The sequence below is a fragment of the Vibrio eleionomae genome (assembly GCF_009874545.1).
Classification (GTDB): domain Bacteria; phylum Pseudomonadota; class Gammaproteobacteria; order Enterobacterales; family Vibrionaceae; genus Vibrio; species Vibrio nitrifigilis.
Window position 1 is genome coordinate 1 of the sequence record NZ_WEKT01000048.1, and the last position, 15,042, is coordinate 15,042.

Here is a 15,042-nt window from a genome sequence, read left to right on the forward strand (position 1 = left end):
TCACAATTATTACTTTTATTTACGCTCTTTTATGAGATCGTTCCCAATTTTAATCTATTAGATATTTCTATTTTTCATAAATTTGATAAATGAAAAAACCGGCCTTTAAGGCCGGTTTCTATTGTATTTAAGATTTAAGCTTAGAAGTCGTAGCTTGCTGATACCACAAAGGTACGAGGTGCGCCTTGTACTAGGTAGTTACTACCAGGGTAACCACCTGTTGAAGCCCAGTAATCTTTATCGGCAACGTTTTCTACTCGTGCACGCAACGTAAGTGGTTTCTTATCAACCATCATCTTATAGCGAGCACCTAGGTCAAAACGAACCCACGATGGGATTTTATTATCGTTATCTTCGTCGATATATTGTGAACCAGTGTAAACACTGCGGCCTTCAAGCGTCAAACCATCAACAAATGGAGTCGCCCATTCTAGGTTTAGGTTAGCGGTAACTTTTGGCACGCCGATTGCTGTATTGCCTTCGTCTTCACCATCATCAGTTTTCACTAGCTCTGCATCGATAAGAGTCACACCACCCAAGACTTTCACTTGATCAAGAACCTTACCGAAACCAGATAGTTCAATACCACGGTTGCGTTGTTCACCGTTATCGGTAAAGGTATTATCAGAGGTGTAACGATAACTTGGTTTGCTAATTTGGAACACGCTCACCGTACCACCGAAATGACCATTGTCGTATTTCGCGCCCATCTCATATTGCTTAGAACGCAGTGGAGACATTACCTCACCAGCATTTGTTACCGAGGAACCATTATTGGTCGCAGACGCTGTATCACCGGGTAATAAAGCTTCTGCATAGTTAGCATATAAAGTCCAATCTAGAGTTGGTTGATAAACAACGCCAGTGAATGGTGTTACTGCATTTTTCGCGTAGCGATCGCCATCTTTACCGTCATACCCATAGCTGATCACATCAATACGCTGATAGCGTCCACCTAGAGTCACTTTCACTTGATCCTCAAACATGGATATCGTGTCCGCTAACGCTAAGCTTGAATAGTTATCACGTTCCGTCACCTTAGGATCGTCTAAGTCACCACCGCTATAGGTAATATCCGTATCTTGACCAACTTGGGAGTAATCATAAAGAGTACCTGCATCTGAATACCCTGTCATAGTATAAGCGTTACCAAGAGCCGCATGATAAGCAGAAGCAGAAAGAACGACACTGTGACCGATGCTGCCTGTCTCAAACTCATGACGTACGCCGGTATCTGCTGAAATAATATTATCTTCACGTACGTTCTCATAGGCATAGATAGATAGATTGCCATCGCTATCGGAAGATGGGTTTGCTAATAAATTGTGCTCTTTACCATGACGACCACCAACCGCTAACCACGCCGAGGTATCATCAGAAAAATCGTATTCACCACGAACAACACCAAATAGTTGTTTTTCATCAGTGTAAGTCCAATCTTGAGCATAGTTGCTAGAAGCATCAGGAGCAGACGGAGCGCTGCTGCTAGGCGTCACACTTGGGCGAGGGCTATCAATATGATGATCTTGGTAACCTAAATCGGCAGACAAACGTAGCTTATCACCTTGATGATCCCACCCAATGGTCATTGCACCTAATTGAGTATCTTCATTATCAATGCCATCCTCGCCATTACGGCCAACAACATTAATGCGTAAACCATCTGATTGATTATCACCAAAACGGCGACTCCAATCCATTGCGGCATAACCTTGGCCACCAGATTGAGTACCAAGTGTTACACGATTAAGCGGTTCACTGCCTGCGCGTTTAGGTACAATATTCACCAAACCACCAATCGCACTGCCACCAGGAGCCGCACCGTTTAGAAACGAGTTCGCACCACGAAAGACTTCCGCACGTTCAATCATTTCTGCAGCAACATACTGTCTAGGCAAGATGCCATAAACTCCATTTAGGGTCATGTCATCAGAATACACGTTAAATCCGCGAATCATGTAAAGCTCTTGGAAGTTACCAAACCCTTTAGCAACTCGAACTGTTGGATCGTTTTGCAACACATCCGCCACACTTTTCGCTTGCTGATCCGCAATCAATTTTGAGGTGTAACTAGTTGATGAAAATGGTGCATCCATCATATCTACGTTACCGAGCAAACCTGCTCGGCTAGCACGGGCAACTTGACCACCTTCGTATTCACCACCGAGATCAACTTGAGAACCATGGACAGTAATCACTTCAGTTTTGTTTGTATCGGCAGATTTCGTTGAATCGGTTGTGGAATCCGCTGACCAAGCGACGGAAGTGGTGCCTAGAGTAAGTGCAGCAAACACACTTAACCCTACACGGGAAAGACGAAACGTAGACATGATAACCCCTGCTATAGAATATGAGTAAATTAATTGTTAATAAGAATTGTTTTTATTAGCACTTATATTATGTTTAATGAAAACTGTTTTCAATAATGAACCGGTTGAATAGGTTAGTAATATCAATAGGATAAAAATGAGAAATACATGAAATACAAGGAGACGCTTAAGCTTTCTCCTCGTATTTAGGAAGGGAGTATTAAAAAGCCAACCGCTGCCTAATTCGATTAAAAATAAGCAAACCTAAAAAGTAGATCGCACCAATAATAGCCACTAATGTCCCAGCAGCCACTTGGTTTGGATACAACACTACTTGCCCCAGCCAATCAGACCACAACATAGCCGTGGCACCGATTAATCCTCCAAGTAACAGTTGCGGTTTTGTTTGTTGAGCCCCCAACATCCGTGCCAAGTGTGGCGCAACTAGACCAACAAACGATACAGGCCCCATGGTTGCAGTCACTACCGCACATAATGCAGCAACAAGAGAAAGCAGTAACAGCGACATTAATGAGGTATTTAAGCCACGAGCCTGAGCAAACTCACGGCTAATAGATAACAAGGTTAACCCACGTGAAGCGGCTAAACTTGCCAGCAACATTGCAGCGATTAATCCAATTAACAGTAGCGCTTGGTTGCCAGTAACACGATAAGTCGAACCCGCCAACCACTGTAAAATTTCGTAGCTATCTTGATTTCCTTTTGCCAAACAAAACTGTACAAAAGCCTGCAATAAAGCCGACATCGCTATACCGGTTAAAATAACGCTAGAAGGTGCATATTGATGTCGACGCCCTAATACGAGCAGCACCACCAATACCGCTAAGCTGCCAATCAATGCTGTTCCCCATTGCATCGACATTAACGATTGACCAAAGAACAAGCTCGAAACAACTAAAGCAAATGTAGCCCCCGAAGAGACCCCTAAAATATCTGGACTCGCTAACGGGTTATAGATCATACGTTGTAAAACCGTTCCCGCTAGAGCTAATCCAAGCCCAGCACCAATAGCCGTCAGAGCGCGAGGCCAACGCAGAGCCCATTGGTAATGAGAAGGAAGACTCCACTGCCAAGCTTGATCACTCGGCTGCAACATAAAGTAGCAACACAAGCCTAGAATAAACACACCAGTAAACAAACCAACCAAACGCCAACTGACATGCTGTAATGACTCAGGCAATTGAACAGCCATCCCATCTTGAGCTTTAAGCTGCCGGCGGCTAAACCAAATCAAAGCAGGCGCCCCTATCGCTGCCGCAGTTACACCACTAGGAACGACTTGTCCTAACCACAGACTGATCAATTGAGCTAAGATATCGGTTATCAAAAGTAGCAGAGCCCCAAAAATCAAACTGGCAAACAGTTCCATCTTAGGTGTCCTCGCCCCCATGGCTCGCACAATATTGGGTGTTAACAAACCAATGAAGCCGATTAGGCCGACAGCTGTAATCGCGGCAGAGACTAACCAAATACCAATAATCATTAAGGTAAAAAACGCGGGTATCACAGCCAAACCACGCGCTTCAGCCCCCTGATGGCCTAAACGCAGTAAGGTTAAAATTCTCGGCGCAAAGATAATCAGTAGCAATGTAGGTAATAGTCGTGGCCATAACCATTGAATCCAGTCCCAACCGTTTTGCGCGAGATCACCCGCGCCCCACATAAACACATTTTGCGCATAGTTTTGATGCAACAAAATAATGGCACTGGCAATGGCCCCGAGCAGAATATTGATCACCATGCCAGAGATTACCATTGGCAACCCAGTCATGTTTTCCATACCTGCAATAAGTAGAATCAAACCAAATGCGACTAAAGAACCGACCATAGCGGCCACTGCGTTATAATCTTTCGCAGCATCCGGCCACCAAATATTAATAATAATGAGCGCCAGCCACGCACCAGAAGAAGTGCCCAGAGTCAAAGGAGATGTCAGGGTATTTTGAGTAAGCTGCTGCATCAAGCTGCCCACTAACCCAAGCATGGCGCCAATCAATAACGTAATAACAGCCCGAGGCAATTGGGCATAAACAAAGTTAAAATCGTTAAACGATTCGGCGCCTAGAGGATGAAACACCAAGTGCCATTGGTGGCTCACAGGTAATGCTTGATTAATTTGCAAGCTGGCAAAAATAGCGATAACAACCAGCGCACAACCTACGACTAATGTTTTCCATGTCATGACTGTGGTGCTACCTCTAACAAGCTGTTGGTAAAGGCTTCTGCAGTAAACATCAATGACATGGCGCCACCGTAACTCCATACCGAAGGCACTGAGTGAATATGGTGATTACGCACAAACGGCATTGCACGCCACAAAATAGAGTGTTGCAGCTCTTTTTCTTGAGCGAATGGCAAAATGTACAGCACATAACCTTGCGTAATGTGCTGCAAAGAAGAAATCGGTTTTTGCGTAATACCCCATTGGCTAGGCGGTAGCTCGATGGCCTGTTTTAAACCAAGTTGATGGAGCACATAATCCGCCATCGAATTTTTGGTGTAGATATACGTTGATGTGGTACTCGCAAACCGCATGGTCACAACACTAGGCAATGTTTGCCCGAAATGTTGCTGTAATTTTGCTTTTAATTGAGTAAAATGAGCCTGCATCTGTGCTAATTTTTTCTTGGCAACCTCTTCTTTACCAAACACATGTGCCAATTGTTTAAATTCTTGAATAGCCACTTCACCCTGATTCACGTCTTTTGAGAAGTTGGTGTAATACAGTACTGGCGCAATCTCTTTTAACCTCGGCATTAATGCCTTCTGCGATTTAGTAATTAAGATCACATCTGGTTTTAACGCAGCAATTTTCTCTAAATTAGGCTCTCCACGAGTCCCTACATTTTGAGTTGACGACGGAATAGCTGGTTTAACTACCCACTCTTTATAAGAATCCACATCCGTTGCTGTCACTGGTGTCACACCTAGTTCAATCACCTGCTCCAGCAGGTTCCAATCTAACACCGCGGCTCTTTGGGGAACGCTTGCTAAGGTATGTTGGCCGAGACTATCGGTGACCGTAATGGGTTTTGCTAAAGCCGTTGCAGTAAGAAAAAAAGAACTCAAAAGAAGTAAGAAAATTCGAGAGCGGGAAAACATTAAGCGCATACGATAGCCACCTTATTCGTCGTCGAGTCATGATTAGGGTGAGGGTGGTCAATCAATTTAATTGGCGTTTGGTAAAGAGAAGATAAGCGCTGCTCATCGTCAAGTTCCGTCGCTGGTCCAGAAAAGGCAATGTGACCTTGTTTAAGAGCAACAATATGAGTGGCATAACGTAACGCAAGATTAAGATCATGCAAAATAACAATCACACCACATCCTTGTTGCTGATTTAATTCCGCTAATAGTGCCATGAGTTGGTATTGATGCTGAATATCAAGTGCAGACGTCGGTTCATCCAAAATTAAAACTGGCGATTCTTGGGCTAATAGCATTGCTACCCACGCACGCTGACGTTCACCACCAGATAACTCATCCACCAGCGCATCAGCAAAAGGTGTCACACCGGTTTTTTCCATTGCATCATCAATAATGGTCGCGTCTTCTTTACGCCAGCGGCCTAATGCGCCACGCCACGGGAAGCGACCTAAACGAACCAATTCTCTTACAGTAAGACCCGCACTCGCAGGCAGTTTTTGCGGCAAAAAAGCCACCTGCTTAGCTAACGCTTTGGTATCGAAACGGCTGATATCCTGATCATTTAATTGCACTAACCCCTTATCGGGATCTTGTTGACCAGAGAGTAAGCTCATCAACGTCGATTTACCTGAACCATTATGACCGAGTACGATGGTCAACTTATCAGTGGGGATGGTTAATTCATCCACCGACAAAATTGTTCTGCCGCCTCGCACCATTTCTACGTTCGATAACGTAAACATCGATTGCTCCTCTTTGCCCTCATTCACCCACAGGAAGATTGAGAACCATTTTAATTATCATTACTATACGGAATTCGCTATTTTACCGATTATTCTCATTATGGAAAGTCGGCTACCCAATACTTCTCCTGTACTTGATACAGAACAAAGGTCTCACACATGTTCCAATGGTTTGAAAACCTCACCGAGGCATTCCCAAATGAGGATCCTCAAAAGCCGCCACACACCCTCGTTGGCTTTTGCCGTTACTACACGCGTGGCTTTGAAAAACCACTGTTAATGATGTCAATTCTCAGTGCGTGTGTGGCCATTGCAGAAGTCATGCTGGTTCGCTATATGGGGGATATTGTCGATATTCTTAGCAGTGCCAATCGACAACACTTTTGGGCTGAACATGGTCACCAATTAGGTATGATGGCTCTATTGGTACTAGTGGCGATGCCGATACTCGCATTTTTTCACTCAATGCTATTGCATCAGACCATATTGGGAAATTACCCAATGTCGATTCGCTGGCTTGTTCACCGCTATTTGCTCAAACAAAGTATTGGCTTCTTCCAACGTGATTACGCAGGACGAGTCGCGACAAAAGTCATGCAAAGCGCGAATGCCGTACGAGAGACAGTCATGAAATTAGTCGACCTTTCGGTGTACATCATTGTCTACCTGATTTCGATGCTGGTGATGATTGGTCAAGCAGACAAAGTATTAGTGATTCCAATTTTGGTGTGGATGGTGATTTATGCATTGATTCAAGTTTACTTTTTGCCGCGCCTAAAAGAAATCTCAACCGCTCAAGCCAATGCCCAATCGAATATGACTGGTCGCATTGTCGATACCTACACCAACATCACCACCGTTAAACTGTTTTCGCACGCATCACGCGAAAAAGATTACGCAGAATCTGGCATGAAGCAGTTCTTACAGACGGTATATCGCCAAATGCGTACTTTAACCGCATTGCTATACAGTGTTGATATCATTAACTATCTACTGTTATTTACTGTTGCAGCCTTATCTATCGAGCTGTGGCTGAGCGAATCCGTCACCGTTGGTGTCATCGCAATTGTTATCAGTATTGCGTTGCGCCTACAAGGCATGTCGAAATGGATTATGTGGGAAGTTCGAGCTCTGTTTGAAAGTATCGGGACAGTTATTGATAGCATGAACACCATTTCCAACGATATTGAAATCGTCGACAGTGCGGATGCAAAACCTTTGGTTGTGAAACAAGGGGCTATTCATTTTAACCATATTGATTTTCGCTACACGGATAGAAAATCCGTTTTTGAGCAGCTCGATCTGCAATTAAAACCTGGAGAAAAAGTCGGTATTGTAGGCCGTTCAGGTGCGGGTAAATCAACCTTAGTGAATTTACTGCTGCGTTTTTACGACATTCAAGCAGGTAACATTCGTATTGATGACCAAGATATTTCGCTAGTAACGCAAGAGTCACTCCGCCAACAAATTGGCCTCATTACACAAGATACCTCGCTATTGCATCGTTCAATTCGCGACAATATTTTGTATGGCGACCCAACCGCCAGCCAAGAACAAGTGATTGAAGCGGCGAAACAAGCGCAAGCACACCACTTTATCGAAGAGCTAAAAGACGAGATGGGTAATAACGGATATGACGTTCAAGTGGGTGAACGTGGCGTCAAATTATCAGGTGGTCAGCGCCAACGTATCGCAATTGCCCGCGTTCTCTTAAAAAATGCCCCGATACTTATCATGGATGAAGCAACATCCGCACTCGATTCAGAAGTGGAAGCCGCAATTCAAGATAACCTAGAAAAACTGATGGAAAACAAAACCGTTATCGCGATAGCACACCGCCTATCAACCATCGCAGCAATGGATCGATTGATTGTTATGGATGAAGGCCAAATTATCGAGCAAGGTTCACACCAAGAACTGCTCGCTAAAAATGGGGCCTATGCTCAGCTATGGAACCATCAAACAGGTGGTTTTATTGGTGATATTTAACGTTTATAACGGGTGAATATTAAAACGCCCCTCCGTTCAAATGAACGGTGGGGCGTTTCTATTTTAGAGCTCATCGATCTATTTTTGGCTAATTTGATACAAGCGATCAGCTTGCTCGCGAGTATCTTGACTCACGCGACGGAACTCATCCGCATCCTTCGCATTTTGATCAGTAATATCACGAATACGGACCGCCATTTCCGCAACATTATCGGTAACACTCACCTGCTCTTCGGTGGCAACTGCGATTTGCGCGCAGCGCTGCTCTATATCAGCAAAAATATCTACCATACGTTCATACTGTTCAAAGGTATGAGAAGCACTGTCATTTACTTTTTGTGAATCAGCTTGGCAAGCAGTTAAAATCGCAACACTCTCTTTTGCCGTATTTTGTAGCTGTGCGATCATTGCTTCAATTTCCGATGCGGATTGTTGTGTACGACTCGCTAGTGTTCTTACTTCGTCAGCCACAACTGCAAACCCACGACCACTTTCACCAGCACGAGCCGCCTCAATGGCCGCATTTAATGCCAGTAAGTTCGTTTGTTCGGAGATCCCCATGATGACATCGAGGATCTGACCAACCTCTTGAGAATTTTTCGACAACTGCTCCACACTGTCAACAGATAGGGTCAGCTTTTCAAACATTTCACTGATCGACTGAGTACTTTGCTCAATCAAGGTGAAACCACTTTGTACCATCGCCGTCGATTCACCAGTGACTTCCGCTACTGCCGTAACGTCTTGAGAAATAGTGGAGGCCGTCGCGGACATTTGGTTGATCGCTGTAGCTAATGCCGTGTTCTCTTCCATCAAACCGCTCGCACGCTGCTGGCTTTCTTGGCTTAACGTATCTAAAGCACTTGAATTTTGTTGAACCACTTTTGCTTCGCGATGTACTTCTTGCAAAATAGCGACGAGATGGTCGCCGTAATCATTAATCGCTTCGCACAGTTCCCCAACTTCATCGCGCGTTGTAATGACCAACTTATCAGTCGTATTGCCGGACGTAATTTGTGTCACTTTTTGGGTAATGAGCTTAATTTGCCCAACTAACTTACTACCAGAAAATAGCAATACGCCGACAAAGACAATCAGCAAGACAATAAAGGCAATATACAGTGTGATTTGCAAACTGTTCACCGCAGCTAGAGCTACACTATCAGGAACAATCACACCCACAACCCATCCCTGTTTAGAGAGCTCACTGTGTACTAATAATGCAGATTCATCAGGAACGACACCTTTCGGTAGCTCTGTTACCGATTGCTGCTTATTCATCAATGCCGCGACTAGAGGTGTAAGGGAGTTATCTTGTTGCTGAATTTGCTGCAACGTTTTCATCGCTAAATCGTTTGAACGCAATAACGGCATACCGATTAACTGTTGAGCTTGGTCAACCAATAGCCCATAACTACCATTCTGCTCATGTTCTGTAATTAAACGTTTCTCAATCCCTGAGAGCTCTACGTCTATTGTCGCCACCCCCCAAAAGGCACCATCACGCTCTATTTTTACAGAACAGGTGACCATCTGAACATTGGAAACAGGGTCAACATACACTTCAGACCAAACACACTGCCCTGGCTTAGCCGCTTTTGCCGAGGTATACCATGCTTCTTGCTGATAAGGAGCAGCATCTGCCGCGTTGTAATCATCTAGCAAAGAAAAATCACCGGAACTTGTTTTCGCCCAAAATAGCGAGTCTTTGGCTTTATTGGTATCCAATTTATTTGGTTCAGGCCAGATACCACCACCAGCGATCCCGCTACCACTTTTCACTAACGAGGCAACATGCTGCTCAATCATCTGGCGATCAAGAGGCAAGCTTTGTGCGAGTGCCGCCATGCTACGTGTCAACGTGGCATTTTCCGTGAGGTTCTCAGATAAATTATCAGCAATAACTTGTGCTTGTAGTTGTGCTTTTTGGATGGCTTGCTTTTGAATAAGAGGGGTAACTTGAAAATGCACGACAGCGTATAACACAGCTAATGCTGCAATAAATAAGGTGGCACTGCCCAAATACAACTTTTGACGTATAAGCATGGCATACTCCTTTGCCAAGAAGACAAACTTCTATGAATTTAGATGCTCATTCCACTCAATTAAGTGTGGGATTAGTTCCATTAAACACAATGTGATTAATAAATGTCCATGTTTATTTTAGAATTCGTTAAAGTAATTAAGTCCAAAATTTGAAGAAAATCACGAAAAATGCGAGAAAAAGGAATTTTGTGGAATCGCCATCAATGATTGGAAGTGATTTGAGTAATAAATTGGGTAATGAACTGTAGCTCTTCTTGTCCTTCATGAGCAGATAACGTTTCAAGCCAAACGGCTTCGCTGTAATACTCCGCTTTAAGTAGCAAACGGCAACCTTCAAAGTCAATTAACCAAATATGTAAATCCGCGTGACTCTGTTTTTCAACCACTTGCGCCGATAATATCGAGAGTAATTGTTCCGCAATTGATTCAAAATCATCAAACTCAAATCGTGGCGCGGCTAACACCAGTTTGCCGGAATCGGGTTGATAATCTCTGACACTCCAATTAGCCATGATGAGTCAAATGCTCCTGAATTAAATCAAGGAATGGATCTGCGTATTTGTCCAATTTACGCTGGCCGACGCCATTGACCGCCAGCATTTCACCGTATGACGTTGGCAACATCTCAGCCATTTCAATCAAGGTTGCATCACTAAATACCACATAAGGTGGCAATCCATCTTCATCGGCAATGGCTTTTCTTAGCTTACGTAGCTTAGCAAATAACGGCTTATCGTAATTTTTACTCGATAATTTATCTGCTTTCGCTGATCGAGCGGCAGTATCTAAACGTGGAACAGCCAGTTCAAGTTCCACATCACCACGCAAAACCGGGCGAGCTTCTTCGGTTAGCTGTAATGTTGAGTTCCGAGTAATATTTTGGTGTAGCAAACCTTTATGGATTAACTGGCGAAAAATACTCACCCAATAGTCATGGCTATGATCACGTCCTAACCCATAGGTAGAGATTTTGTCGTGGCCATTTTCACGAATACGGATATTTTGCATACCTCGTAACACTTCAACCACATAGCCGATGCCATAATTCTGGTTCACTCGATATACGCAAGAAAGCGCTTTACGAGCCTCTTCTGTGGCGTTAAAACGCTTGGGTGGGTCTAGGCAAACATCACAGTTACCACACGGCTCTTCGCGGTATTCTCCAAAATAATTCAACAGTACCTGACGACGGCAAGTCTGCGCTTCCGCGAAACTGCTCATCGCATTTAATTTATGAGTTTCAACCTGCTTTTGCGGCCCATCTGGCTTTTCATCTAACATACGACGCAGCCAAGTCATATCTGCTGGATCGTACAGCATAACAGCTTCTGCAGGTAAGCCATCACGCCCAGCGCGGCCTGTTTCTTGGTAATAAGATTCGATGTTACGAGGAATATCAAAGTGTACAACAAAGCGCACATTGGGTTTGTTAATCCCCATACCAAAGGCAACGGTAGCGACAACAACCTGAACATCGTCTCGTTGAAATGCCTCTTGTACCCAGGCACGCTCATCCGTTTCCATCCCAGCATGATACCCAGCGGCACGAATGTGGTTATTGCACAGTTTTTCAGTCAGCATTTCGACTTTCTTGCGACTGCCACAATAAATGATGCCACACTGCCCCTTCTGCGTAGCCAAATAGCGAATCACTTGTGAGACCGGCTTATGCTTTTCCATTAAGGTATAACGGATGTTTGGGCGATCAAAACTGCCCAGATAAACATGAGGGTCGTTCAGGCTTAAACGAGCCAGAATATCACTGCGGGTGGCTTCATCAGCAGTAGCCGTTAATGCCATCACAGGTACATGCGCAAACTGACGCTTTAACTGGCCTAATGCTGCATATTCAGGTCGAAAATCATGTCCCCACTGAGAAATACAGTGGGCTTCATCAACCGCGATCAAAGAGAGATTCATTGTCTCTAAACGCTCAATGAAATCATTGGTCAGAACACGTTCTGGAGACACGTACAATAACTTGAGGTGACCTGCATGAATGCGCTGATAGACTGACATCAGGGCTTCACGAGACATTGTCGAGTTGACACACTCAGCCGCAACGCCATTTGCCTTAAGTTGATCGACTTGGTCTTTCATCAAAGAAATCAGCGGCGAAATAACCAAGGTAATACCATCGTGCACTAACGCTGGAATTTGATAACAGAGAGACTTCCCACCACCCGTGGGCATAATAACTAAACTATCTCGTCCATTTACCGCCGCATCAATCACCTCTGCCTGCCCGTCACGGAAACTTTGATAGCCAAAGACATCACGTAAAACAGAAGCCGGTGTTGGTGAAGAGTCGGATTGTTCGGAGGATAAGGTAGCAGTCATGAAGATCTCTGTTGTAAGCCTAAGGCGTACACACTAATGATAAAAAATAAGACTCGGTATTGTAGTGGGGTTCGATGGTGAATAAAACCGCAAATTCGTCGCGGTTTCGATCTATCCCCCAATAACACCCGTTAATTGTGGTTGGCCACTCCATTTTTTACCATCAATCCCCATGTAAATCTTAATGAATGTATTAGTGCCATCACTCACATTCAGAATAAATATGAACCAGAACGAATAATTATCATTCTGGCTCTAGATCTTTATCTCAGGTGCTGTCACTCTCAAACGTGATTAAAAACAAGGAGATGAATTATATGCAGTGGATGATTAAGTGGCTCGCCCTTTCCGGGCTAGCCCTGACCTCAAGCACTTATGCCGCTGGACAAGCCGCTGATGCATTTGCACCAGAAAAAAGTACCGGAGTTGAAGATAAATCGTTAGTGACATCTCAGCACTGGATGGTTACAGCAGCAAACCCACACGCATCGCAAGTCGGTGCCCAAATATTACGTGAAGGTGGTAATGCCGTAGATGCCATGGTTTCGATGCAATTGATGTTAGGGTTAGTTGAACCTCAGTCATCTGGCATTGGTGGTGGTGCATTCATGGTCTATTGGGATGCAAAACACAAAAAACTCACTTCCTTTGATGGACGAGAAACGGCTCCACTTGATGCTAAACCCACTCTATTTCAAAACGAAAAAGGAGAGCCACTCTCTTTTTATGATGCTGTCGTAGGTGGTCGATCTGTTGGGACTCCTGGTGTCGTAAAACTGCTTTGGACCACCCATGAGAAATACGGAAAACTCCCATGGAAACAATTAGTCGCGCCAGTGATCAAAGTCGCTCAAGAAGGCTTTAAAATCAGTCCTCGCTTAGCCAAACTTATCGCGGGAGATCAAGAAAAGCTGAGTCGCTATCCTGACACCCGCCATTACTTTTTTAATGCTGATGGCTCACCGAAAACCGTCGGTACTTTATTAAAAAACCCAGAGTACGCAGCCACATTAACCGCCATTTCTGAAGGTGGCGCCGATGCGTTTTATCATGGACAAATAGCCAAAGACATTGTTGAACATGTTCAAACTGCTAAGGGAAATCCGGGAGTCTTAAGCCAAAAAGATTTCGATACTTATCAGGTGAAAGAACGCGAGCCCGTCTGTACCGGTTATAACAGCTACGATATCTGTGGCATGGGACCTCCTACTTCAGGTGGCATGACTGTTGGACAAATAGTGGGGATGACTCAATATTTTGATCTGCCCAAATGGGGCCCCAATAGTGCTAAGTCATGGCAAGTCATTGGCGATGCATCACGCCTCGCGTTTGCTGACCGTGGTATGTACATCGCAGATGAAGATTTTGTACCAATGCCAAAACAAGGCTTATTGAATAAGGATTACATTAAACAGCGTGCTGCTCTTATCCATCCAGGCAAACCTCTTAAAGACGCTTCAGCTGGCACACCAATTTGGCAACATGCCCAAGTGCGTAGTCCTGATGAGTCAATAGAACTGCCTTGTACTAGTCATTTCAATATTGTCGACCGCGAAGGTAACGTGATCTCGATGACTACTTCCGTCGAAAATGTATTTGGCTCGCGTCTAATGGTGCATGGCTTTATTTTAAATAATGAACTCACAGACTTCTCATTCCGCTCTCAAGTCGACGGTAAGCCAGTTGCAAACCGAGTTGAGCCAGGTAAACGTCCTCGTTCTTCTATGTCCCCAATGATTGTCTTGCATGATAAACAACCGTACTTGGCGATCGGTTCACCAGGTGGTAGCCGAATTATTGGTTATGTAGCAGAGGCCATCATTGCTCACCTTGCATGGGGAATGGATATTCAACAAGCCGTCAGCTTGCCTCACATTCTCAATCGATTTGGCCCAATGGAGTTAGAGAAAGGCACAGGTGCAGAAACATTGACGACCCGTTTACAGAAAATGGGTTATCAAGTCAAAGTGCAAGATCTTAACTCAGGTTTACACGCAATACGTGTCACTGATCACGGTTTAGAAGGCGCTGCCGATCCTCGCCGTGAAGGGGTTGCGATAGGCGAATAAGCCTTACATGGCAGATCGCCCGATCAATTTGTAAGAGATCTCTCACAAGGACGTGAGGAAAACTCTCTTTTTACGTGGGATTAAATACCATTAAAAATATTAACTTGTTGTTTTTAAATAAAAAACATCATTTGTATTCGATTTCACTAGGGATAATATCTCGATCTGCCATTGCTCGTTAGGGGTAAATCAGTATGATGAATCTTGTCGACAGGATGCTGACACGGATTGGAAAAACCACGGATTTGGTTATCTTCAGGATGAAGAATCGATTACTTAGGATGAGTAATCGGCAAGGATAGCGAAGTGGACATTGAACGGACTCGATTAGTTACTAGGATGGTAGCTACAAGGGAATGACAATGGAAACACCTCTGGATG

9 protein-coding genes are annotated in these 15,042 nt (G+C 44.3%); 2 read left to right on the plus strand and 7 right to left on the minus strand.

The window, feature by feature from the left end:
* Positions 1-140 precede the first annotated feature (140 nt).
* The 4 genes from F9817_RS18680 to F9817_RS18695 all read right to left on the minus strand — a co-directional run bounded on the left by F9817_RS18680 (position 141) and on the right by F9817_RS18695 (position 6,217).
* Complete coding sequence (locus tag F9817_RS18680) at positions 141-2,330, minus strand: TonB-dependent receptor (protein WP_161157688.1); 2,190 nt, start codon at positions 2,328-2,330, stop codon at positions 141-143.
* Positions 2,331-2,529: 199 nt separating this feature from the next.
* Positions 2,530-4,512 (minus strand): Fe(3+)-hydroxamate ABC transporter permease FhuB, encoded by a 1,983-nt coding sequence (fhuB, locus tag F9817_RS18685; RefSeq protein WP_161157689.1) that lies wholly within the window; start codon positions 4,510-4,512, stop codon positions 2,530-2,532.
* Positions 4,509-5,441 (minus strand): ABC transporter substrate-binding protein, encoded by a 933-nt coding sequence (locus tag F9817_RS18690; RefSeq protein WP_161157690.1) that lies wholly within the window; start codon positions 5,439-5,441, stop codon positions 4,509-4,511. Before F9817_RS18690 ends, fhuB begins: the two co-directional genes overlap by 4 nt.
* Entirely contained in the window at positions 5,432-6,217 is a 786-nt protein-coding gene (locus tag F9817_RS18695) for an ABC transporter ATP-binding protein (protein ID WP_161157691.1), read from the minus strand. Before F9817_RS18695 ends, F9817_RS18690 begins: the two co-directional genes overlap by 10 nt.
* Positions 6,218-6,376: 159 nt before the next feature.
* Between F9817_RS18695 and F9817_RS18700 the strand changes: the two genes are divergently transcribed.
* Positions 6,377-8,206, plus strand: coding sequence for an ABC transporter ATP-binding protein (locus F9817_RS18700; RefSeq protein WP_161157692.1), 1,830 nt, complete (start codon positions 6,377-6,379; stop codon positions 8,204-8,206).
* Positions 8,207-8,284: 78 nt separating this feature from the next.
* Here F9817_RS18700 and F9817_RS18705 read toward each other — a convergent pair whose 3' ends face one another.
* The 3 genes from F9817_RS18705 to recQ form a co-directional block, all read right to left on the minus strand.
* Positions 8,285-10,252: a methyl-accepting chemotaxis protein gene (locus F9817_RS18705; RefSeq protein ID WP_161157693.1), complete on the minus strand. Its 1,968-nt coding sequence runs from the start codon at positions 10,250-10,252 to the stop codon at positions 8,285-8,287.
* Positions 10,253-10,452: 200 nt separating this feature from the next.
* Positions 10,453-10,764, minus strand: a complete 312-nt coding sequence (locus F9817_RS18710) for a DUF3630 family protein (protein ID WP_161157694.1) — start codon at positions 10,762-10,764, stop codon at positions 10,453-10,455.
* The gene (recQ, locus tag F9817_RS18715) at positions 10,757-12,592 is read right to left on the minus strand and encodes an ATP-dependent DNA helicase RecQ (RefSeq protein ID WP_161157695.1); all 1,836 of its coding nucleotides are present in this window, start codon (positions 12,590-12,592) and stop codon (positions 10,757-10,759) included. The genes F9817_RS18710 and recQ overlap by 8 nt, the downstream gene beginning before the upstream one ends.
* Positions 12,593-12,909: 317 nt before the next feature.
* On the opposite strand from recQ, the gene ggt reads away from it, so the two are divergent.
* Complete coding sequence (gene ggt, locus F9817_RS18720) at positions 12,910-14,661, plus strand: gamma-glutamyltransferase (protein WP_161157696.1); 1,752 nt, start codon at positions 12,910-12,912, stop codon at positions 14,659-14,661.
* The last annotated feature ends 381 nt before the right edge of the window (positions 14,662-15,042 follow it).